Raw genomic sequence first — 21269 nt, 5'->3', positions numbered from 1 at the left:
GTGTCATCGCTGGAGAGCGACGGGTCGGATCAGCGGCCGTTGCAGGCGAAGTAGATCGAGTTGAACACCGGCGGGCCGACGTCCTGCTTGCTGCTGTCGGCCGCGCGGATCGTCGAGCGATCCGACGCGCTGGTTTCACCGGCGATCAGGTTGAGGCAGGGGACGCCCGACACCGACTTCACGACGCCGTTGACGTAGCGCATGTCCGACCCGCCACGCTGACGGATCGCCGCCGGGGCGAGTGCGGTCTGGACGAAGGTGAAGTTCGCATAGGTGCTGTAGGTACGCGGCAGCAGGTCTTCCGCGTTGTTCGAGTCGATCTCGGTCGAGAACGAGTCGGCGGTCGCGCCCAGCACGCGCTGTGCCGCGATCATGAACTGCATGAAGCCGCGATAGCCGTTGTCGATATCGAAGCCGTCATCGTCCGCGCCGGTGATCGCGATATACTTCAGGTTGGTGGTGCCACCGAAGATTTCGATGCCGTCGTCGGCCGAGTTGTGGCTCTGGATGTGGTCCAGCACGGTGCCCGAACCGGTGCCGCCTAGCGTCAGGCCCTGCAGTTCGTTGCCGTCGCTGATCGCGATGCCCGAATAGCGGATCTGGACGTAGGACATCTGGCCCGAGCTGTCGGCGGCATTCGGGCCGCCGTAGAAGCGACCGGTCACGCCTTCGATCGCCTGCTGGCAGGTCGTCGACGTGCCCGCAGCGACGTTCGGGCCGGTGCCGGTGGCGCAGACGGCGGTCGGCGCGCGGCCGAGCAGGATGATGCCGCCCCACTGGCCCTGACTCGCGTCCGACACACCGTTGCTGACGGTGTTCTGCTGCGACGTGAAGATGATCGGGGCATCGCGCGTGCCGATCGCCGAAATCTTCGATCCGCGATTGATGAGCAGCAGGTCGTTGGTCGCTTCGGTCGAGTCGGCGGCGATCACGACGCCGGCAGCGATCGTCAGCGTCGCGCCGGTGCCGCCCGTGGTGCCGAGGTCGGTGCCGACTTCGGTCTGGCCGCGCAGGCGATAGACGACGCCCGCGATCTTCGGCAGCGACAGGTCGGTCGTGATGTTCTGCGGCAGGCGGCAGTAACGGATCGACGGGCTCGACGAGCTGTTGGTGCCGTCATCGGTCGTGCCGGTCGGGCAGACCGAGGTCGCGGCGGCATAGGTGCCGATCGACGGAACCGCGGTGCAGCGCGCGCCCGAGCCGCCGAATTCGGCCGAGGTCGAGTTGCAGGTCCAGCCCTGGAACGCGGTGTCGGTCGGGCCATTCAGCGCACCGACATAGTTGGTGCTGGTGAAGAAGCTGTTGATCGTCGACGGATCGGTCGCGGTGGCGAGCGAGGCGCTGCCGACCGGATAGACGCCGTTCATCGTCGAACCGACGCCGTTGACGTTGTTGTTGGTGCCCGCATTGACGATCGCGAGCTGTTCGTCGGCGGTGATCGAGATGCCGTTGACCGTCGTCGAGGTCGCGAACTGCGCAGCGGTGATCGCGCTCGGCGTGGCCGAGGCGGTCGGGGTCGGCGTGGGGGCCGGTGCGGGGATGGTCACGTTGATGGTGCCGGCGCCCGGCGACGCGACGCCATCGGCGCCGCTGCACCCGGCCAGCGCGGCACAGGCCGTCGATGCCATGAGAATAAAGCCGATGCGCTTGCTGCTGGCCATCACCGAAGAACTCCCGAAACCTGGTTGTCATTGTGCGGGCGCTGTGACCCGGCGATCGACCAAGGCTCCCCCTGCGGTCGATCCACAGCCGCCGCGTTAGGCGCGCTGGATGACGGGAACGTGCGATTTCGATGAAGTTTCGAAGACGTTATGGTTTCTGATTTATGACACTTGCCAAAACGGCACGCCACGTCCGGAATCAGAAACGGCCGCCCGGCACAGCGCCTCTTTACAGAGGTCGAAGTGCCGGGCGGCCGTTGATCTGGTGGGCGCGACAGGGATTGAACCTGTGACCCCACCCGTGTGAAGGGCCGTAAGCCATTCCAAACGCTCTGTAACCGGCATTCCGATGCCAGAACGGAGAGTGATTCAATGGTGAACGAAACGGCATTTGCTGGCCAGAAATTGTCCAGCCCGCACCACGCCCTGATTGCCGGCATTCTGGAGGCGAACCCGACCGCAAAGACCCGCGGGTTCAAAGACGCGCTGCGCAAACTGCCGGACACGTCGACCTTGCAAAGCGAGATCACAAGCGACTGGTTCCGGCATCTCGGCATCATCCCAGACGCCTACATGGTCGACCTAGGCCGGAAGGTCGTGACGATCTTCGAAGCGGTCGTCTGCAATGAAATCGAGAACGACAAATTCAAGCGCATCGCTGACTTGGCGTGGATGCTGGACGAGGATGAATATGTCCTGCGGCTGATCCGGGTCGATCAATTCAGCGCCACTACCTACGACCCACTGGCGGCGCAGTTGCTACAGCAGGCGCGAGGCGATGACCGCTGGCAGGACCTGACGCTTGAAATGACCCATGCGCATCCGCTGGTCCACCAGATCAACGCCGTGATGCAGTTCACAACGCTGGCCCCCCTCACCGAAGGAGCCGCAGCATGAGCGAGAATGCGCACGATCCCGACTGCGGCCTGCTGTATGAGGACGGCCCGGAGCATTGCACCTGCAAGCTTCTGCCCTGCCCGTTCTGCGGTAGCGAGGCGAAGTTGGTGAGCAGCACCAGTTCGACGGTCCAGTGCCAGAACGATCAGTGCATTATTGGCGACCCGGCACCGTTCAACGACTTCTCTCATCGCCGCGACGCCATCGCCGCGTGGAACACCCGCCTATCAGGCCCCTCGGCATGAGCGGGGGTGCGCCTGCGGGCGAGCTGCTGAAGACTTGCCCCTTTTGCGGGGGCGCGGCTCGGCTTGATATCGGCAAGCAGGTATTTGAGGACGCGGAGGTGTCGTGCGTTAAGTGCGGTTGCCAAGGTCCTAATTGCGACGACGGTTTCGGGCGAGAGGACAATTCTCGACTAGCAACCTGCGCCTGGAACACGCGCGCCACCCCCACCCCGCCGATCGAAGGCCGGGATGCGGACGTGGAGCGGGTGGAGCTGCCCGGTCTTGCTACCTATTGGCTGCTGGATAGCGCTCGGATCCTCCGGTCGAACGGCTCGGATATGCACGCCACCGAAATCGAAGCTGTAGCCGCCGCCCTCCAAGCCCTCGGAGAACGGGGGTGAGCGGGGTGCGGCTATTCATGGGCACGACGGTCGTCTTCGTGCAGTCAGCCGGCCAGCAGGCCAATTACATCGAGAGCCATGTGGGCTGGTACCATAGCGAGGACGAGGCGCGCGGCGCATTCGTGAAGACCGCGATGGGAAAGCAGCCGACAGGCAAACTCGACATCATCGCCGCCCACGACATAACCGACTACGCAAAGGACCCCCGCCCATGACGGACGATCTTGTGAGGCGGCTGCGGGCCGCGTGGCTGGAACTCGACTGGCACAAGCTGTTCGCGGTCGTCATGTTCGGCGCTTTCTGGTCAGGCATCGGCTTGCTGATCCGAGGTGCGCTGTGACCTTCCCCATGCAGACTGACGCAGAGGTCGCGGCGAAGCTGGATCCAAACCAGCGGTGGATACCCGGATACGAAGGCTATTACGCGGTTTGCGATCAGGGATTGGTCTACTCGTTTGCCCGGACGTTCACCCGTACCGTTCGCGGTCGCCGCCAAGTTGTTACCGTGCCGGCGCGGGTAATGATTCAACACCTGAACCGGAACGGCAGGCCAGTGGTCGCGCTGAACAAGGATGGCAAAAGCGTTACGCGCGAAACGCACCGCTTGGTCTGCCGCGCATTCCATGGCGAACCAGATGGAGAGTTGGAGGCGTCGCACGTCAACGGCATCCGGACAGACAACCGGGCCGAGAACCTCGCTTGGAAGACCCGTCTCGCGAATATGCGAGACAAGCACATTCATGGCACCCACGCAGTCGGCTCGCGAGCGAACAGTTCAAAGCTGACCGAGACGCAAGCGCGGACGATCTGCTGGCGCGCTCTGAACGGTGAGTCTCCTACCCGCGTCGGCAGAGAGTACGGCGTCGGCAAGGATACGGTCCGCATGATCCGCGACGGCAGGCGATGGGGCACATTCACCCAATCGATCCGCGTCGCCCAGCACCTGAAACAGGAGAATGCGAAGTGAGCGAGGAAAATGAAGCGGGCAATGCGCAAATCGTTCATTGGCCTGGCGCAAATTACACGGAGCAGGTCGCATACGACAGTGGCCATGGCCGCCGCGACCGATCCCATCATCCCGACAATCGCTACGCCAATCCGAAGCTGCGAGCGGCTTACGATCGCGGGTTCGATGACCGCAACTCCCAAATCGAGAAAATGCCATGACCGACCCCCGCATGCCCCCCACGAACGACGCGCCGGTGACGGTGCCTGAACCGGGAACATTGCAACACCTCGCCGGACGACTACGCGGTGAGGCTTTCTTGATGACCGATGCTGCGAACGGGCATCGCAACCGGGTGGACACGCGAACCATGGAAGCGATCCCTATGACACCGCAACAGCGTGTTATGGTAAACACTTACGAGCGCGCGTCGGCGCTTATGACCGAAGTCGCTGACCGCCTTGCCGCCCTCGCCTCCGCGCCTGCCTTTGCCGACGGCGGCAAACCGATCACGCCTGCCGGGGATGGGGTTCCAGCGTGGCATGGGGAGGCATCCCATAATGCGCTGCTGGCATCGTCTGCGCCAGTTGAGCGCACGAAACTCGGCGACCTGCCAAGCCGTATCCAAGGGTGGATCGGCAAGGCTCGTGCGCGTGGCGGTGATCGGATCGAACTCGATTTTGCGACCGTCGAGTTGCTAGTCGCCGCCGCCCTCGCCCGCCCGCCCGCAGCGGTGGGGGAGCAAAGCCGGGAAGCGATTGCGCGGATCATCGCACCTGAAAAATGGCAGGAACGTGAAGGCTACATTCGCCGTCAGATGGCTCATTGGCAGTACAATGCCGACGCTGTGGTTCGGCTATCTCTGGACAAAGCCGACGCCATCCTCGCCCTGCAATCCCCGCCCGCGAAGGTGGAGGGGGCATGACTCCCGGTCAGCGCAAATCGCGAGCGACCAACGCTGCTCGTGCCCGTCTGCGTCTTGAACAGCTACGACAGCATTCTGCAGCCGGTCATACAAAGGCGGAAGCGGCACGCGCTATTGGCATGACGGTAGCAGGCGTGGATAGCCTGCTATATCGTGTCGAAGGAACCACAGGCTGGCCCATCGTGCAGTAGGAATGTCCATGACCGACCCCCACGACCAAATTGCCCTGAACACCGCCATCGCGCGGCTACAGGACTTCGCCGACACCTACCCCGAAGGCGACCAGATCGACGGCGACATGCCGCTGACGATCGCCGACGTGCGGATGGTGATCGAGGCGGCAAAGCGTGGGGCAGGTGTGGTCGAGGTGAAGGCCGCGAAGTGAAGCCGGTCCTCCTAAGCCGCCAGTTCTGGGCCGGAGTGGCGCTCGCGCTGGTCGGGCTGGCGGTGGTGGTTGCTGCTAGCGGGTGGCTGTTCGGCTAGCAGCAATACCGCTTGCCGATAATGACTCGACTTGTAGGATTTCGTTCTCCACCCGTTCCCCATGGGGATGCGGCGAACACCACGGCCATGGGACTTTCCACGCTGGGCCGAGACGGTCGGCGCAATGGTCGAAAGCGGGTGCGTCGTGCAGGTGTGGTGCGACAGGTGCCGGGTGTGTCAGCGGGTCGATCTGGTCGCGCTGCTTGCCAAGGTCGGGCCGGACTATTCGCTATGCAATCGCCGCTGTCGGTGTCGACTGACCGAAGGATGCAAGGGCTGGAATAGCTTCTCCTACCTGCACGGGGTCATGCGGCCTTTGTCGACCTCCGAGGCGCGGCTGAGGTGGATGTTGGGGTAGCTGCGGGCCGGACTCGAAACCGGCTGCAACGCTGTCCCGCTTCCCCGGAGCCTGTCGAGCAGGACGTAGCGGCGCGAACTGCTGGTCACTCGTCGGCCCCGTGTCCATCCACGCCGCCGCAGCCTTGAATAATTACCACACCCCGCCCCGTTGACAAAGCGGAACTTGCGGAAACGCGCGAGTCGTGTAGAGTTGTGGGCTGCGGTTTGGCCTACTCCTTCGGAAGGAGGGGCGCTCCGCAGCACAGGGCGGTACGGTATTAGCTAGTTGGTGCAGGTGGCGGCTGAACCAAGGCGATGATGCCAAAGCGCCGCCGCCCTACTTCTTCCCAGCCACCGCCACAATGATCGGCACGACCTTGGGCGCCAGCTTGCGGAACAGGCCCGGTGCCAGCAGGCTCGCGATCGCCAGCGCCGTTTCGGGGTTCTCTTTCGCCTTCGTGGCTACGGCCTTGGCGATCTTGCCGACGTTGATTTTCATGGTCATTCCCCTGTGATTGGCGGGCTGCTTTCCGCCTGCTTGCGGACGATCGTCGCGTTCTGCTCGGCCAGCTCGCCGCCGCCCTTGGTCGCGGCATAGGCCCACGACACGACGTCCTTGATGAAGGCACCGACAACCAGCGTGCCGAGCGTCTTGAAATACTCATTGTCGCGCAGGGCCGGCACGGCGGCGGTCATGGCGAAAACCATCACTGTCAGCAGGAACACGCCGATGCCGATCCACCCACGCGCGTCGGGGAGCTTGAGGCCGGTCATGCCGCGAACCTCGACCACCAGCCATCACCACCAGGCGTGAAATAGTCCGAGCGGTTCTTCCACCCGCGCTCATACTTGGCGTTCGCCGGCCGCGACTTGATGATGGCATCGTAGAAGTCGTATCGCCGTGACCACCACAGCGCCGAGACGAAGGCTTCCCCGAAGCGATCGAGCATTGCTTTGTAGGCGGCTGCGGTCGCGGGACCATTGATCCCGTCGTCAGCCGTGCCGACCATGCGCTGTAGCAGCTTGATCGCCTGCGACGGTCCAGTGCCCCAGCCCATGTCGAAGATCGAGGCGGTGACGCGGTTCCATGGCAGCAGGTCGAGCCGCGGCTTGCGGTAGTATTGCGCCAGCGCGATGTCGGCGGCTTCGTCCAGCGTCAGCGCGGCCATGACCGGCTTGGTGATCGTGGCGACCGGGACTTTACGATGTGCCGCCAGCGCTGCGGCCGTCACGCCGTAGTTGGACCCGACCAGCGCGCCGACGCCCTGCTTGCCGCCGGTCCAATTGCCGTTGTCTATGGGGTCGAGCGAGAGCTTGCCTTCCCAGCGGGTGATGAAGTCCTTCGCGAAGTCGTGTGGCGTCATCATAGCTTGCCCCTCCCCTTCAAATGGTGGCGCGCGTGGTGGATTTGCTGTTCATTGGCCCGCGAGTGCGCGCGGATGCGGACGAAGGATCCCCACAGGAACATTGTCATGCCGACCGACGCGCCAAAGCCTGCCCATACGTCGAACGGCGTGCCTGCGTTGGCCGTGTAGGCGTCCAGCACGACAGGGACCGTCAGGAACGACAGCCCGCCCAGCAGGCCCAGACCGATCCGCTGCGAAGCGATCAGGCGGTCATGGTAGTAATGCAGGATGCCGGCTGACAGGAATGTCAGGATCAGCCGCGCCAGCATGTTGCCGCCGACGCAGAACAGGTCGAGAGGATCAGTCATCGACCGCCTCCTTTTCCACAGGAAACACGCGCTTGAGCCAGCGGATTGCTACCGGGATCAGGACATTGGAGCCGGACGCGGTAATGTAGGTCAGCGCCGCCACGCCGCGCGGGCTGCCAATCGTCATCCACTCGGCGATCAGCGGCGTCACGAAGATCGCAAACGACGCGCCGACGAACAGCGTCAGCGCGATTTCGGCCGTCGACATCGTCTTCCACTGCCGGAAAGACAGCGCCGTCACCGACCCGGCAATCGCAGCCATGAGAAGATAGCCGTGGCGGACGACCGGGTGCATGTCATCCATGACCTACGAACGCCTGCGCCGGTACAGCCACGCGAACGCCACGAAGCCAAAAAAACAGCCGATTGCCAGCACGAATGCCCCCCTGCTTTGACACGATGAACACCTGCGCCACGAAGGTCGCGTTCAGTAGGTGATAGAACAGCCAGAGCGAGGCCGGCGGCGAGATGGCGATGCCGATGTGGGTCCCAAGGCGGACGACGCAGACCGCAACGAATGCCCGAAGCCAGTCAGCACGGCGCACATCCCACATGACGAAGGCGAGCACAGCGATAAGCCAGTCGATCAGCGGCAAATACGTCATAGCGTCCGCCGTCCACAGCGCACCGCCGGCACCTGCCAGCCCCACCAGCGCCACGGCCAGCAGGCGCGCGTCCTCGTCACGCGAATAGACTGCCAACAGCAGCCCACACACGCTCAGGGCGCTAAAGCCTGCCAGCCACGCCATTAGCGCGGGCTACCGGTCGGCTTGGCCGGCGGCTTCGGCGTCGGAGTGGGCGTCGGGGTCGGCGAAGGATACGGGGGGACTTGATCAGGCATTCTCATTCTCCTGCCGGTGGGTGCGACCGGGGGCGCGTTAGGTGGCGATCAGCCCGTGCGCGCGGAGGCGCGACAGGAGAGCGTTCAGCTGGGTGATGACGGAAGCGGCGTCGGTCGCATCGGCGACGGCAGCACCCTGCGCGCCGACAACCTTCGTGCCGCTGACGCGATAAGCAGTGCCGCCGATCGTGCCGCCAACCTCGAATGCTTCGCCGGTGACTGGCACGCCGTTGCGGCCAACCAGCACCTGCCCGCCGTCCGGGTTGAGCGCGAGGCCTTTGGTGGTCTGCGCGCCGCTGCTAAGCGCGCCATATCCCTGCACAGCGCCGTAGCTGGCAGCGCCACGGCTGCCGATCAGGACGGTCGCATTGGCCGTCACCGCAGACAAAGTGCCCTTCGCGCGGATGTCCTGCCCGCTGACACGCGCGGATGCATCCATGCCGACGACGCCGGTTAGATTGCCTTGGATTTGCACGGTGCCCAGAAAGTAGCAGTCATTCTCGCAGAAGATGCCGACGTTCGTGACCGCTTTGTCGAGCTTGTCGATTCGGATGCCGAAATGGTTCTGGATCGTGGCCCCAGCGGAAACAGCGGGCGTCTGGACGTGGAAGTCGAACAGGTTGCCCACTGATCCTTGCAGGATATTGGCCTGCGATCCAAACCCGTTGTATTCTTCAAGCGCTCCCGCCCGGTCATAGAGCATACGAGCCTGGAAGCCACGAATGTGGTCCAGCTTTACCGGGGTCGAAGATGCGCTGATGACACGCGCCACCGCATCGAAAGATGCATAGGCGTTGTTCAGGACCGTCCCGTCCACCGTGCCTTCGTCTCGGACGCCATGGGAATGGGTGTCGCCGACGACGGCGCGCGTCAGAATAATCGCGCTGTCGTCACCGGTAGGGGTGTTCGTTCCTATCGTGACGCGGCCCGCGCCGCTGGTCAGCGTGCCTGCATAACCGGTGAAGCCGCTATTTACGTCGATCTTTGCGACGACCAAGCCGTCCGAGGCGCGCGTAATCAGCGGCTTCGAACCCCCGCCGGCAGCGATTGCGAGCGCGCCCAAGAACCCGCTTGCGTCGGTGATAGTGCCAGCGGGGCCAATCGGGCCAGCAGGCCCCACTGGGCCGCGCTCGGCACCAACGACAACCTTTACGACTTCGCTCATGGGATGGTCACTCCGAAAGGAACAGGCGCGGGGCCTTCAAGAATTGCTTGCGGGCGACCGTCGGGGTCGAACAGCAGCAGGTCGTATGAGAAAGTATCGACGCGAGGTTCGCCGGCATTGCCAGCCTCGCTGCCTACTGGAAGGGCTTCGATTTCGTCGGCGATCTGGGGCCAGTCGATTTTCACGGACCCGGCGGCGGCATCTGTGATCACGATCACGCCGTTTGCTGTCGTAGCCGAGAGATAGGGTGCGCCGGGCTGGCCAGGGTAAAGCCGTACCTCTAGGCGAAGCGAATAGCCGGTGAGGTCAAGCGGCCCGTCCGGTCCCTCAAGATGCAGCACCAATGGATCGGGCGCATTGCGCCGCAGCACCATTGGCAGATTGCCAGGCGTCATAGCGTTCTCCGAAAGTGGAAAGTTAGGATGCTTGCCAGTCGACCTTGACGCCGCTGATCGTCGTGCTGTTGACCAGCGTCAGGCCGGTCAGAGCCGTCACGATCGCGTTTACGCCAGTGACGACGCTTGTGAGCAACGCGCCCAGCGACAACACGGTCAGCGTTGGCAGATTGGCCCGCAACCGCCCGCCCTTGATCTGGACGCTGGTGTACATGCCCTGCGCGTTCGTGGTGAAGCTGCCGTCCACCAGATTGGCGATGACCATTTCGGCCGAAAGCGGCGCGATGCGCGGGGTCAGCTGCACGAACGGCTCGCGGGTCAAGGAAATCGGCGGATTGAATTCGATCGTCGCGGTTCCATTCGTGCCGAACGTCACCTGCCCGCGACGCTTCGGCAGCCGCGCCCGAATGTCTGGGATGCTGCCCTCGCCGGTATATTCCATCGCCATATCAGCGCGCCCTGTGCGTGACTTGAATGTGGATCGACGGCGAGGTGATCGTGACCGGGCCGTCCGATGTGACCCAGACCGCGCAGCCATTCGCAGCGAACGTCGCGCCCATGAACAGTAGCTCCGTAAGCGTCATCAACTGCGGGACTGCCGCGCCGGAAATCAGAGCCTCGGTGCGAGCGGCAACGATCGGGTCGACTCCCGGTGCTACCGGCGTCGTTCCTGAAATGTCGAACTCGACCTTGAGCGTGCTGGCCGTGGCGTCGGTCGGCGTAGCGATCAGGCGAATACGGGCGCCCACCGCGTCGCCATTGCGGCCCGTAATGCGGCTTGCCGTGCCATCCCACAGCGCCGAAATGTCGCTCGGCTTCTGCGTCTCGATCTTCGTGCCGGCGTTGATGATAAGCTGCGTGCGGGTATTAGCAGCGATCGTCACCGCGCCGCCCGTATGCGCGTAATTGGCCCAACCCGTCGCAACGCCGAACTGCTCCTGCAACTCGGTCACGTCAGCCATTAGTTCATCGGCGATCGGATTCTCGCTATAATCGCCGGGAATATCCGGCCGCACCGGGACCACGATCGGCGGCAGCGTGCCCGTGCGTGCGAACACCCGCGCGTGCTTCGTCGGGTCCTCCGTCCGCATCGTCATCGGGACCATGCCGGTCGCGGGGTCAAGTGACCGCTTCAGCAGGATAATCTGCTTGCCCGACAGGCCCGTCTCGTCCGCGTCGATCGTCACGCAGTCGCCAGCGCGGAAGCCGATCCACCGCAGCTTGAGCGGCATTGTGATCGGGCCGGCTTCGCGGGCATTCTCCAGATCATAGCCGGCAAGCTCGACCGTCTGCTGCACGTCCTCGCTACCTTCGACCTGCACCAGCCCGTAGGCGATTTCCTTCGTCCGCTCGTCGCCGTCTTTGGCGAGCATCGCGGCGTCACGGACAACCTCGCCCGGCACGACCTCCCAGAAATGCGCCTCGCTGCGATAGGTCGGGATGATGCCATTCACCCGATCCCGGCGCGGCTGCGTGCGCGGCGCGCTAACTTCGCCCACAACGTCGTCGCGGGTGATCGTTGCGATCGGCACGCGCGGCGCGTTGACCATGCAGGAGAGCGTTGCGCCATCCTTCAGCGGCTCCCCGCTGCCGGCTTGCAGGATCGACTTCAGCACCTGCCACTTGTCGTCACCCGTCGAGACTTCACCGCCGCAGGTCCAGCCATTGAAGTCGGCGACGTTCGCGCCTTCGACGAACCGCGACACCTCGATATTACGGATATGGATGCCGACGCCAGCCACGCGGACGCTATTCGCCTTCCACCCGATCGCCCAGGTCAGCCCGACGATGTAGGGGTTCTTGCTGAAGGCCCACGTCGTCTGATCGAACCACCGCTGCGGCCCGCTGCCACCGGGATAGGTGCTGTCCAGTCGCGGGTCGTAGCAGCGCACGCCTCGCGTGACCCAGAGCATCCCCGGCTCGGTCATGAAGGTGCCCTTGCCTGTGCTGTCGTAGCGTAGGGTCGTCTGCACCGCCGCGAGGCTCGATAGCTTGTGATCGGCGGTCCAGCCCGGCTTATTGCCAACGCCGGTGTTCAGCGCAGCCGGTTCAGGGCAAAGGCCAAGCTGGCGAACCTCCCACAGCCATCCCGAGAACGGCGCGTTTGCAGCCGCACCCGTGAAGGTCAGTAGTTTCTTGTCGGCATAGCTCGCCTCGATTGCGTCGATCGGTCCAGCACCGCTCAATACCGTCGTCAGCGTCTGGTACTGGTTCTTATCCGCCTCGCCGCTGCCCTTGCGATAGACGATGTTCCCTGCGCCGCCAGTGCGTCCAAAGCGGATCGGGATCGGCGCGCGCGGATCGGCCGACCAATCCGTCTGCGTGCCACCACCCGTGCCGCCGGTACGTGGCGACAGCAGCCCGACCGCCAGATTGGACCCGATCGCAATGGCGCTTGCCACGGCCACCGCAGCTGCGCCCGATGCCACCCCTGCCGCCGCCACGCCCGCCGCCAGCAGCGATGTGCCACCCGAAGGAATGGCCGCTGCGACGGCAATGACGACGGCGGCGATCTTTGCGACCTTGGACATTATGCCCTCCAAGCCGCGATAGGAGAGGTGAAAGGCTGCATTACGCTAAACCCTTCGTTTCCCTCGGAATACCCCATGACCCGGCCGTCACCGAGCGCGATGCACAGGGCGCCGAACACGTCGCTTTCGCTTTGCAATTCGACCACATCGCCCATGATGACCTGCGCCGGCATGATCCGGGGCAAGGTCGCGTCCATCATCTCGGCCAGATTGCTCCAGCCCCGCTCGGTCAGCGCGGCCTTGGCGGTGAGAGCCGACCGGAAGCGCGGCATCGGCGGCACCGGATGGCCCATTGCAGCGACATGCCGGCGGACCATGTGGACGCAGGTCGCTGCCTTGCACCAATCGAACGGCTTCGGCGTGAAATGATCCATCGTTGCCTGCGTCACGTCGCGGCGTTGGTGCATCTTCATATGCGCACCCCGCTCGGTGTCGACTGGCCCCAATATACCGGATCGGGAACGCCTGTGATGAAGTCCAAACCCAGCTCACCCGGCCAGACCCGCTTGTGGAACGCTGGGGCAAGCCGCACCCCTTCTTCATTCTCGAAGAAGCGTTCCATGCCGCCCACGCAATCGAAGTCGACCCGCACCGACTGCATGGCAATGACCGGCGTCGGCACGTCAATCTCGCCGTCGAACAGCAGCAGCGGTTCGCCAATCACCGCGCCCGTCTGCGGGTTGATAGCCCCGATCCAGAAACGCACGCGGGTGCCCTGCATGTCGTCGGTCGCGATGGCTTCCGGGTCAGCACCAACCGGGGGCAGGAGCGAGAATGCGAAGGACGGGGCTTCATCGCCAGCACCATCCGAATAGTCGTCGATGCCGTCCCACGAACCCCAGACCGGGTGCGCGCCGATGAACGTCACGGGCGATCCGTCGACCGAGAAAGTGGCCGTGCCCGATCCGTCTAGCAGCAGAGCCGGATCGCCGTCGAAGTCCACCCGCAGCGCAGCGAAGATCAGCGCGCGGTCGCCAGCCAGCGCGGCATCGAGCGCGGGATGCAGAGCGGTCATGCCCTCTCCACAATCGTAAAGCCCAAGCCCACGGTGCGGCTGCGCTCCAGCGTCCATTCGTAGCCGTCACCCGACAGCCATCCCTCAATGACCGGCTTCGACAGCTCCACCGCATCCCCGACCGACAGCGGCGAACGCAGCAGCACGTCGACCGGCACAGCGCCTGCCCCGCTGCCGTTCAGCACGACCTGTGCCGTGGCGCAGTAAAGGTATGACCTGCCGGCATGGGTGACAGACAGCCACTGGCCCTCACGCACGGTGTAATAGGCTGTGGCACCCGTGATCGGGATGGAGCGGCCCGATGCGGTTGCAATGCTGACCGTTGGGCGCCCACACGGACCCGGCTCGAAATCGACCTGCGGAAAGGCGATGCGCCCGCCCTCTTGCTTTGCCAGCAGCAGCCGCGAAATCCACCGCCGCCCCTCGTCTGCCATCCGCATCGGCGGCATCTGCACGTCTAGCCCGTGCCGTGACCCGAGCCGGTCGAGCCGCTGCGTCACCCCGCCAAGGGTCGGCGTCAGTTCCGACCCCCATTGCAGCAGGCGCGGCACGCTTTCGGCGATCGGGGCGGTGGTCAGGTCGATCATCGGCCACCCCGCCCCATCGTATTGCGCGCGCGGCGGGCTTGCGTCCGCTGCCCTTCAATCGTCGATGCAGTCGCCTGGGTCTGCGCAATATCGCGAACGGTCACGTCGAACAGCGGGCTTTTCTCGACCATCACCGACAACTGCCGGTCATTGGCCGGCGTCGCGTTCGGATCGACCCGGATGCGCTCGCCACGATTGACCCGCGCTACCGGCATACCGTTGATCGACAGCAGGTTGGTATCCAGCCCGCCCTTGCCCAACACGCTGATTGTGCCGCCAGTCGCCAAGCCTGTGAGGTTCGGGGTGAAGCTCTTCAGGTCATTGCCCAGCCCGAATTCGCTACCCGGTGCTACCTTCAGACCACCGCCCAAGCCGCCCAGCAGGCCACCCAACGCGTTGCCGATCGCACCGACGAACGCTTTTTGGAGCTGGATCCGCAATAGATCGGCTAGAATGCTTTTCGAGACCTGCTTGAACGTGGCTCCGAGTTCCTTGATCTTAAAGCCAGCTGAAGACAGCCCATCAATTAGAGTACCGACGCCATTAGCCGCTACGCCTTCAAGCGCCTCATTCGCCTTGGCGGCGGTGTCCGGCAAGCTGGTAAGGAAGGATTCCCATGGCCCGCGCGTCTGCTGCATCACCGTTGCCCGGTCGCGAGCATAATTCCCGTTCAGCGCCGATTGGCGCATGTCCGCGCGCTGCTGATCCTCGACCGATCCCAGTCGCAGCCGGTCGATTTCCTTCTGCTCGCGTTCGCGGGCGAGGTCGAGGATACGCATTTCGACTTCGCGGCGTTCGGCCATCGTTTCGGCCAGTGTCGCCTCGCCCTGTAGCGCGCGTTCGCGAAGCGAGAATGCCTCGTCCTCAACCTCCGCGATCCCCGCAAGGCGAGCAAGCTCTTCTTCTTGCCAGATGCGCTGCTTGCCCAGCAGCGTCAGTTGGTCTTCCAAGGCGCGTCGGCGATCGGCTTCGACCTTCGAAATATCGCCCATCGCCAAGTCGAGATTGATCTGCTTTTCGCGTGCCTGCCGTTCTAGGTTGAGCATCTGAACGGACAAGACGTTGCGCTCGGTATAGTCGGTCGTCAGGTCGCGCTGTGCCGATAGAAGTTCCCGCTTCCCTGCCAGTGCCTCGCGGTCGAGCTGGTATTGATCGCGGATGGCCTTTTCCGCCGCCCGCTCCGCCTCGCGCTGGCGCTGTTCCGCGCTCTTGCCTTTGCCGCCACTCTTCCCGGCCGCAGTCGAGCGAGCGCGACGGGGAGCGAAGGCCCCTTCACCCCGGAACCAATCGCCAATCTGCGCGGGTTGGGGCGTGCCGCCTAGCAGCTTGTCGAACATCTTATCGGCCTGCCGGTCGCGCGCCCGTAGAGCGCCCACGCGGCGATATGCGTCCGCGCCACTGTCGAACCGCTTGCCGAACCCGGACGGCCCCTCGCCGTTGCCAGAAAGCCCGATCTTGTTGCGGATCGTGTTCTCAAGCCCGTTGTCAAAATTGCGGATGGCGTCGATGCCGTTGCCGATAATGGAGAGGTCGTCCGCGATCTGCTTTGCGAGGCTCCGGCTATCGAGGCCGATCGTTTCGAACGCCGCCAACGCTCCCTGTACCATCGGTTCGAAAGCGTCGTGCAGGCCCTCCATGATTGCGCGGATTTCAACGCCGGTCTGCTCAGCGTCGCCCGACATGCCCTTAAACCCGGTCGCGGCTTCGTTCATGAAGCTTGCGAGCATGTTGGAAAATTGCCCTCCGCGATCGAAGGCCGCAAACGTCGCGATCGATGCGTTCTCAACCTGCTGCATCGCTTCGTCAAAGGTCTTGGAAAGCTGGCGAAACTCCTGATTGATGCCGGCCGTAATCTTAGAATCGTTCAGGGCGTCGAAAAGCATCTGATTGGTGAGCTTCCCGTCCTCGGCCATCTTTTTCAGTTCGCCGCGCGTCTTGCCCAGATAGTCCGTGAATACCTTCCCAAGCCGGGGAGACGCTTCCAAAATCTGGCCCAATTCATCCCACTGGACGTTGGCCGATGCGAGCGCCTGCCCCATCTGGAGCGTGGCGCTGTTGATCTGCGCGGTACTGGCCCCGCCCAGCTTTAGCGCCTTGCTAAACGTCTCGGTTGCGGTTGCCGCCTGCGCCTGCGTCCGCCCAAGTTCTGCCGACGTGCGCAAGAAACTGCTGTAGAGGCTCGTTGTCTCCACAATGCCGCCTCGCGCTTCCTTCGCAATCCGCTCGCTGTCCTCCTGCGCCTTCGTGAAGCTGCCAAAGGACGCCGTAGCGAGCCGTAGTTGGCTCTCCATCGACTTCGCCTTGTCGGAGATAGCGAGGAACGCCTGCGCGGCCCTCATGCCAGCAAAACCCGCCGTCAACCCGGCCACGGCGCGGCCTATACCGCCCAACGAGCGCTCGATTGCGCGTGATGCGCTGGAAGCGTCTCGATTAGCGCGCTTCAGGCCATTGCTGAACTGCGCGCTATCGATTCCAAGTTCGACCCGAAGCGCGCCAATTAGTGCGGACGGCATAGGCGTCTTCCCCGGTTGTAGCCCGAGCAGCGACAACCGGCGTAGCCGGTGCCGACCTTAGGCGATCTTCGCAGCCAGTGGCCGCTTAATGTTCAATTCAATGCAATAATCGCCACCTTCGAAGCCCGCCCTAACACGGGCTTTGGCTGAGGCGATGCCGCTTGAAGATACTTCATACAACTCGTTAAGCAGCGCCGGCACTTCCGCTTTCGGTATTGAGCCGCACTTTTTGCCCCCGAGAAGGACGTCAATTGCTGGGTCGCCCTTGTAGATTGCCGGACTTAGGACGGCGGCGATAGCAAGTGTGACGCCATGGGTCGTCGCTCCACCCACGACCTCTTCAATTTCCGCCCTGTAGAACGACTCTCCGACAACTTTCTGGGAGAACCCTCGGCTAGATGCCAATGCGGTTACGCCGCTCACTTGCCAGTAGAAACCAGTCAGGCTCAGCTTACGCCGATCCGGCAAGGTTTCCTGTTTTCCTCCAAAAATCGCCGTTGCAAATGTTTTCAGCCACGTCACCGAATCACCCTTACCTGCAAAGGTTAGATGATGCGGCGTAATTGGCTTCAGTCCACAGCTAATGCAGCCGGTTGATGTTCATCGGCACGCCATGCGCCTGCATGGTCATCATAGCGTCCAGGATAACCTCGGCCTGCACCGGCTGCGCTTCCTCGCCATCGCTCGGCAGATAGTGGCCTAGCGGTTCCAGCCTTTTCGCGCGGGCGAACGCTTCACAATGCCACGCCTGCGAAATCATCAGCTCGGCTTCGTGTTTCGCCGCGCGTGCCCGGCCTTTCATGATCGCCAGATAGGTGCGGGGCGTCTGCTGCCAGAATTCGGCCGGCGTCAGCCCCTGCTCACACCATGCGGTCAGGAAGGATTCGATGCTCCACGCGGCTTGCGAGGGTTTGCGCCCTTCGCTTTCGGGTCTGCCGGTTCAGCAGCAGGGAACGCCGCCGCCATCAGTTTGGCAATCGCCGCACCGATCCGCGCACCGGTCGGGCCGAACAGCAGTGCCGCGACCTGATCGAGCGTGATTTCGGGGTGATGCTGGCGCAACAGCCCCCATACGACCTTGCCCTGCAAGCTCAGCTGCGGCTCTGCATCCTTCTTGGTGAAGTCGGCAAGGATGCGGTCGAACGCGCGCCCGGTCAGCGACTCTACGGCGTCCAGCGCCGCGAAATTGATGACCAAGCGCAGCGTTTCGTCGCCGACCGTCAGCTGCTCTTCGTGATAGAAGGCAGCAAGCATTATGCGCCCTCTGCCTCAGTCGCCTGACCCGACCACTTCACGGTCAGCGTGGCGAGGCGAAGATCGGCCTTCGGGTTTGTGCGGACGTAATTACGCACGATGAGGTTTCCCGTGATTTCCCACGTCTCCCCGCCCGCGACCGGCAGCACCATCTTGTAGGGGCGCTCCAGACCGTCAGCCATGGCAGTGCGGCAGGCCACATCGCTGGCCGATCCGAGCGCGATCTTCATTACCAGATCGCTTTCGGCGCCATCCTTCAGCGGGCTGCCCATGTAGGTCATGAAGCCGCCGGCGGTCTTGTAGTGCGTCGTGTCCAGCAGATCGCGCGTGAACGACGGCAGGTCGGGGAATTCCTCGATGTTCGCCAGTTCGATCAGCGTGACCGGATTGCCGATCGAGAAGGACGAGCCGAAGCCCGTGGATTCGTCTGCCATGGTATGCTCCCTCAGGCTTGGCCGTAGAAAAAGGTGAAGTCGATCGATGGCCGAAAGATCGTCTTGGTATCGACCCGCTCGCTAAGATCGCGGGCGTCGGGAAAGGCACGGGTGAAGCGGACGCCGCCATGCTCGCCAGCAGGCGCAAGAGCGGCGATCACCGCCTCCTTGATCGCCTTCCCCTTCGCATAGCTGGATGCCCACACATCGGCCTGAACGTAGCCCGGCTGCATCCCGTCGAAGTCGTCGTAATTCGTGCGGCGCTCGTCGGTGACATGCTGGAGCGTGATGGCTTCCAGCAAGGTCGCCTGTGGGCGCTCAATCCAGTACACCCGCGTGCAGACCAGCTCGGCGACCGTAGAATCGGCCAGCAATCGGGCGCGCATGGCGGTTTCCATGTCCATGCGTCACCGCCCCCTCGCCTGTCGCACCGCCAACCGCTGCGCGGCCTTGGTAATTTCCTGCCCAAGATCGCGGCCGATGATCGCCAGCACCTCGTCCTGCGTCTCTGACCATGCCGGGCGAGCGAAAGGCTGAGCGTTTTCCTTGAAGGTGCCGAACTCCTGCGGGATCGCGGACGGATCGGCGCTGCCGACATGCCGCGTCGCAAATGCCCTCCCGTCCTTCTTGACCATCCGCGCCTGCCGCCCGGTCAGCTTCGTCCCGTCGACGATCGATTCCTCCAGCGCGCGGGTCAGCTTCGGCGCCTTGGCCTTCATCGCGGCTTTCAGCGGCTGCGCCGCCTTCTTCAGCGTCCGCTGCAATGCCGCCCGCGCCGTCGACTTCGGCAGCTGACCGAGCGCACGGTCAAGCTCACGCAGCCCTTCTACGCGGACGGTGCGGGTCGTCACGGGTTCAGCCCGACCGCTTGCGCGTATTCGAGGATAGCGCTGTAAAGATTGAGCGGGTCATTTTGGTTCACGCCAACCGTCAGCGCTGCACCAAAGTGAGCCACCGCCAGGCGGTTCACGCCCGCGCGAATGCCGGCAATGCGACCGATATGCAGGTCGTTCGTGATGATCGCCGTGCTGGCATCGGTGCCACTTCGCTCAGGCGCCCCGTTGAAGAACGATTGCCAGGCCCCCGCCGCCGTGCGGTTCCACATGATATGGCCTGCACCGCGTCCGGCTGCGGAAATGCTGACGTCGGCAGCGGTGTTTGGGCGCCCCACCCACGTCGATGCGGTGTTTCGCCCGATCGACGAGACGTTCGAGCCGAAATCGCCGCTGGCCGTGCCGGCGTTGTCCATCGCAGTCAGCGATAGGATACCCATGTGAGCGCTGTTCTGGACAAACCGCCCACTCCAGCCCGCCGCAGGGTTCAGACCGGTGCTGAGATAGTCGGCATAGGTGCCCGTGCCCTGCCACCCCTGATCGGCCGTGAAGATCGGCGCGCCGTTGATGACCAGCTGCTTGCCGGGCACTTTGTAGGCCGGCAGGCCGTTGCCAGCAGGCAAGCCGCCGCCGGTCAGTTTGAGTCCGAGGCGGCTGATGTCGTTGTCGGCGCCAGCCAGCAGGTAAATTTCGTCCAGCTTCGACAGCAGACCGAATTGCTTCAGGCGCGCATACAGCTTGTCGATCGCGGCGCGCCGGGTCGCTACAGGTGGCGCGGTCGCGCGCAACGCATAGGCCGACGTCTCGGACTGCTCGGTCAGCGCCTTGCCGGTGCCGACGAAGCTGTCGAGGTAGGTAGCAGCCTTTTTGGGATGCTGACGGTTCGAGACGCGGCAGAAGAAGGGCGGAGAAGCGTTCTTATTCCACACGCCGTGATAGGCGAAACGGTTGCTGGGGTCCTGAATGAAGGCGGCATAATCCCGCATCATGCCCGGAGAGTCTGCGCCGATCCCCCATTCAGGGAAGGACATTTGCTTGCCATTGGCGCGCGCATAGTCCGCGAGATAGCGGGCGCCATAGGGGAAGCCCGCAAATTTCAGGGTTGCCGTGCTGCGCGCGACATCGCTGAAGTTGATGTTCTGACCGAAGTTGTTGCCGACGACATACACGTCCGGGGCGACAATATCGAAGAACGCCGGGCCGGGATTGCCGGCGACGGTCGGGTCGACGATCGCACCACCGGTGTCCGTGCAATAATGCTGCACGCACCATTCGATCTTGAAGCGTTCCGAAAGGCTACGGGCCAGCGTCGCGATCCGCTGGAACGACGCCTTGTAATCCGTCGCGTCTTGCGTGGACCGGGTGAACGACCACGGCCAAGTGTTCGGATAGCCGCCCTCCCAATTCGGCCGGATATTGATCGGACCCGTGTCGGTGCGGTGCGCAAGGAACGCCGATAGCAGAGCTAGAATCTGGTCGTCATAGACACCCGCGCCCACGTCTGCCGCCGTCTGGGTGTTGGTCGCCCCTGGGACAGCCCAGCAGATCGGAATTACCGGAACCCCGAGGGTCACGGCATTGGCGGTCCACGTCGCGATGATCGATCGGGCGACACCCAAACACGCATCGAAGGCCCCAATGTTATTCTCATACGGCGTCGAACCGCCGAGGGCAGAGGATGCAAACCCGTGGATCATGTCCGGCGCGCGGCCGGTGAATGCGGTCCATTCCTTATAGTCGGCCAGCGTGTCGCAGCGGACGCATACTGGCACCCTACCAACACCTTGGACGGCAAGCTGCCTAGTGCTGACGCCCCCGATCGCTCCCGAACTGCGCGTCATGCCTCAGGCCTCCGCGACAAGGTTGGTGGCCGTCGTGCCGGTCGCGCGGACATACTGTGCCCGCACCGCGATATACGACGCATCCGGGAGGTTCTTGTAGGTTACGTCGGCGGCGCCACGGACGCCGCGCAGGGTCACGTCGCCACCGGTCCCGACGTAAATGCCCTTCGGCACGGTCGCGAGTTCGTTCGTGTCATGCGGCACGATTGCGAACGGCGCGGCGCTTGGCCCGTCCGTCGAATCAGCGAACGCGGCGAAAGGATCGGCCATG

Annotated in this window: 32 protein-coding genes; 9 read left to right on the top strand and 23 right to left on the bottom strand. The window is 63.7% G+C overall.

The annotated features are described in order from the left end of the window. Window positions 1-29: 29 nt before the first annotated feature. Window positions 30-1661 (bottom strand): hypothetical protein, encoded by a 1632-nt coding sequence (locus ASE67_RS02770; RefSeq protein ID WP_055756549.1) that lies wholly within the window; start codon window positions 1659-1661, stop codon window positions 30-32. 372 nt (window positions 1662-2033) lie between these two features. Here ASE67_RS02770 and ASE67_RS02760 point away from each other — a divergent pair, with 372 nt between their 5' ends. The 9 genes from ASE67_RS02760 (at window position 2034) to ASE67_RS02725 (ending at window position 5438) form a co-directional block, all read left to right on the top strand. Next, window positions 2034-2558: a hypothetical protein gene (locus ASE67_RS02760; RefSeq protein ID WP_055756547.1), complete on the top strand. Its 525-nt coding sequence runs from the start codon at window positions 2034-2036 to the stop codon at window positions 2556-2558. Continuing rightward, window positions 2555-2803 carry a Lar family restriction alleviation protein gene (locus ASE67_RS02755; RefSeq protein WP_055756545.1) on the top strand — a complete coding sequence of 83 codons (249 nt, stop codon included), beginning with the start codon at window positions 2555-2557 and terminating at the stop codon, window positions 2801-2803. The genes ASE67_RS02760 and ASE67_RS02755 overlap by 4 nt, the downstream gene beginning before the upstream one ends. Continuing rightward, complete coding sequence (locus ASE67_RS18830; RefSeq protein ID WP_055756544.1) at window positions 2800-3183, top strand: Lar family restriction alleviation protein; 384 nt, start codon at window positions 2800-2802, stop codon at window positions 3181-3183. The genes ASE67_RS02755 and ASE67_RS18830 overlap by 4 nt, the downstream gene beginning before the upstream one ends. A 17-nt stretch (window positions 3184-3200) precedes the next feature. Then, window positions 3201-3398, top strand: a complete 198-nt coding sequence (locus ASE67_RS02745; protein WP_156348488.1) for a hypothetical protein — start codon at window positions 3201-3203, stop codon at window positions 3396-3398. Then, window positions 3395-3523 carry a hypothetical protein gene (locus ASE67_RS18705; RefSeq protein ID WP_268795344.1) on the top strand — a complete coding sequence of 43 codons (129 nt, stop codon included), beginning with the start codon at window positions 3395-3397 and terminating at the stop codon, window positions 3521-3523. The genes ASE67_RS02745 and ASE67_RS18705 overlap by 4 nt, the downstream gene beginning before the upstream one ends. 8 nt (window positions 3524-3531) lie before the next feature. Further along, window positions 3532-4149 (top strand): HNH endonuclease, encoded by a 618-nt coding sequence (locus ASE67_RS02740; RefSeq protein WP_156348487.1) that lies wholly within the window; start codon window positions 3532-3534, stop codon window positions 4147-4149. After that, a complete protein-coding gene (locus ASE67_RS02735; protein ID WP_055756538.1) occupies window positions 4146-4349 on the top strand; it encodes a hypothetical protein in 204 nt (67 codons plus the stop codon). The genes ASE67_RS02740 and ASE67_RS02735 overlap by 4 nt, the downstream gene beginning before the upstream one ends. Further along, window positions 4346-5053, top strand: coding sequence for a hypothetical protein (locus tag ASE67_RS02730; RefSeq protein ID WP_156348486.1), 708 nt, complete (start codon window positions 4346-4348; stop codon window positions 5051-5053). The genes ASE67_RS02735 and ASE67_RS02730 overlap by 4 nt, the downstream gene beginning before the upstream one ends. A gap of 199 nt (window positions 5054-5252) precedes the next feature. After that, window positions 5253-5438, top strand: coding sequence for a hypothetical protein (locus ASE67_RS02725; RefSeq protein WP_055756533.1), 186 nt, complete (start codon window positions 5253-5255; stop codon window positions 5436-5438). Between the two features lie 774 nt (window positions 5439-6212). Here ASE67_RS02725 and ASE67_RS18080 read toward each other — a convergent pair. The 22 genes from ASE67_RS18080 to ASE67_RS02625 all read right to left on the bottom strand — a co-directional run bounded on the left by ASE67_RS18080 (window position 6213) and on the right by ASE67_RS02625 (window position 21268). Further along, a complete protein-coding gene (locus ASE67_RS18080) occupies window positions 6213-6374 on the bottom strand; it encodes a hypothetical protein (protein WP_156348485.1) in 162 nt (53 codons plus the stop codon). Between the two features lie 2 nt (window positions 6375-6376). Beyond that, complete coding sequence (locus tag ASE67_RS02720; protein WP_055756532.1) at window positions 6377-6649, bottom strand: hypothetical protein; 273 nt, start codon at window positions 6647-6649, stop codon at window positions 6377-6379. After that, window positions 6646-7242, bottom strand: a complete 597-nt coding sequence (locus tag ASE67_RS02715) for a glycosyl hydrolase 108 family protein (RefSeq protein ID WP_055756530.1) — start codon at window positions 7240-7242, stop codon at window positions 6646-6648. Before ASE67_RS02715 ends, ASE67_RS02720 begins: the two co-directional genes overlap by 4 nt. After that, on the bottom strand, window positions 7239-7589 hold the full coding sequence (locus ASE67_RS02710) for a hypothetical protein (RefSeq protein ID WP_055756528.1): 351 nt from the start codon (window positions 7587-7589) through the stop codon (window positions 7239-7241). Before ASE67_RS02710 ends, ASE67_RS02715 begins: the two co-directional genes overlap by 4 nt. Further along, window positions 7582-7893 (bottom strand): hypothetical protein, encoded by a 312-nt coding sequence (locus tag ASE67_RS02705; protein ID WP_055756526.1) that lies wholly within the window; start codon window positions 7891-7893, stop codon window positions 7582-7584. The genes ASE67_RS02710 and ASE67_RS02705 overlap by 8 nt, the downstream gene beginning before the upstream one ends. After that, window positions 7886-8338: a hypothetical protein gene (locus ASE67_RS02700; protein WP_055756524.1), complete on the bottom strand. Its 453-nt coding sequence runs from the start codon at window positions 8336-8338 to the stop codon at window positions 7886-7888. The genes ASE67_RS02705 and ASE67_RS02700 overlap by 8 nt, the downstream gene beginning before the upstream one ends. 129 nt (window positions 8339-8467) lie before the next feature. Continuing rightward, window positions 8468-9595, bottom strand: coding sequence for a hypothetical protein (locus ASE67_RS02695; RefSeq protein WP_156348483.1), 1128 nt, complete (start codon window positions 9593-9595; stop codon window positions 8468-8470). Further along, window positions 9592-9990 (bottom strand): hypothetical protein, encoded by a 399-nt coding sequence (locus ASE67_RS02690; protein WP_156348482.1) that lies wholly within the window; start codon window positions 9988-9990, stop codon window positions 9592-9594. Before ASE67_RS02690 ends, ASE67_RS02695 begins: the two co-directional genes overlap by 4 nt. A 22-nt stretch (window positions 9991-10012) precedes the next feature. Continuing rightward, a complete protein-coding gene (locus ASE67_RS02685; protein WP_055756518.1) occupies window positions 10013-10438 on the bottom strand; it encodes a hypothetical protein in 426 nt (141 codons plus the stop codon). A gap of 1 nt (window position 10439) precedes the next feature. Further along, entirely contained in the window at window positions 10440-12521 is a 2082-nt protein-coding gene (locus ASE67_RS02680; RefSeq protein ID WP_055756517.1) for a hypothetical protein, read from the bottom strand. Beyond that, on the bottom strand, window positions 12521-12928 hold the full coding sequence (locus tag ASE67_RS02675; RefSeq protein ID WP_082456903.1) for a DUF6950 family protein: 408 nt from the start codon (window positions 12926-12928) through the stop codon (window positions 12521-12523). The genes ASE67_RS02680 and ASE67_RS02675 overlap by 1 nt, the downstream gene beginning before the upstream one ends. 2 nt (window positions 12929-12930) lie before the next feature. Beyond that, on the bottom strand, window positions 12931-13536 hold the full coding sequence (locus tag ASE67_RS02670; RefSeq protein WP_055756513.1) for a hypothetical protein: 606 nt from the start codon (window positions 13534-13536) through the stop codon (window positions 12931-12933). Then, on the bottom strand, window positions 13533-14123 hold the full coding sequence (locus ASE67_RS02665; RefSeq protein ID WP_055756510.1) for a hypothetical protein: 591 nt from the start codon (window positions 14121-14123) through the stop codon (window positions 13533-13535). Before ASE67_RS02665 ends, ASE67_RS02670 begins: the two co-directional genes overlap by 4 nt. Further along, a complete protein-coding gene (locus tag ASE67_RS02660; RefSeq protein WP_082456902.1) occupies window positions 14120-16636 on the bottom strand; it encodes a tape measure protein in 2517 nt (838 codons plus the stop codon). Before ASE67_RS02660 ends, ASE67_RS02665 begins: the two co-directional genes overlap by 4 nt. 57 nt (window positions 16637-16693) lie before the next feature. Then, on the bottom strand, window positions 16694-17158 hold the full coding sequence (locus tag ASE67_RS18075) for a hypothetical protein (RefSeq protein ID WP_156348480.1): 465 nt from the start codon (window positions 17156-17158) through the stop codon (window positions 16694-16696). Window positions 17159-17216: 58 nt separating this feature from the next. Beyond that, complete coding sequence (locus tag ASE67_RS02655) at window positions 17217-17438, bottom strand: hypothetical protein (RefSeq protein WP_055756506.1); 222 nt, start codon at window positions 17436-17438, stop codon at window positions 17217-17219. A gap of 71 nt (window positions 17439-17509) precedes the next feature. Further along, window positions 17510-17890 carry a hypothetical protein gene (locus ASE67_RS02650; protein WP_055756505.1) on the bottom strand — a complete coding sequence of 127 codons (381 nt, stop codon included), beginning with the start codon at window positions 17888-17890 and terminating at the stop codon, window positions 17510-17512. Next, on the bottom strand, window positions 17890-18324 hold the full coding sequence (locus ASE67_RS02645) for a hypothetical protein (RefSeq protein WP_055756502.1): 435 nt from the start codon (window positions 18322-18324) through the stop codon (window positions 17890-17892). Before ASE67_RS02645 ends, ASE67_RS02650 begins: the two co-directional genes overlap by 1 nt. An 11-nt stretch (window positions 18325-18335) precedes the next feature. Continuing rightward, the gene (locus tag ASE67_RS02640; protein WP_082456901.1) at window positions 18336-18728 is read right to left on the bottom strand and encodes a DUF3168 domain-containing protein; all 393 of its coding nucleotides are present in this window, start codon (window positions 18726-18728) and stop codon (window positions 18336-18338) included. A 3-nt stretch (window positions 18729-18731) separates the two neighbouring features. After that, window positions 18732-19175, bottom strand: a complete 444-nt coding sequence (locus ASE67_RS02635) for an HK97-gp10 family putative phage morphogenesis protein (protein ID WP_055756499.1) — start codon at window positions 19173-19175, stop codon at window positions 18732-18734. Then, complete coding sequence (locus ASE67_RS02630) at window positions 19172-20998, bottom strand: hypothetical protein (protein ID WP_156348479.1); 1827 nt, start codon at window positions 20996-20998, stop codon at window positions 19172-19174. Before ASE67_RS02630 ends, ASE67_RS02635 begins: the two co-directional genes overlap by 4 nt. A gap of 3 nt (window positions 20999-21001) precedes the next feature. Next, on the bottom strand, window positions 21002-21268 hold the full coding sequence (locus tag ASE67_RS02625) for a spike base protein, RCAP_Rcc01079 family (protein ID WP_055756494.1): 267 nt from the start codon (window positions 21266-21268) through the stop codon (window positions 21002-21004). Between the last annotated feature and the right edge of the window lies 1 nt (window position 21269).

Origin of the sequence: Sphingomonas sp. Leaf23, assembly GCF_001421585.1 — a bacterium.
Taxonomy (GTDB): Bacteria; Pseudomonadota; Alphaproteobacteria; order Sphingomonadales; family Sphingomonadaceae; genus Sphingomonas.
The sequence above is the reverse complement of the archived record's forward strand: the minus strand, read 5'-3'. Positions and strand labels throughout refer to the sequence as shown.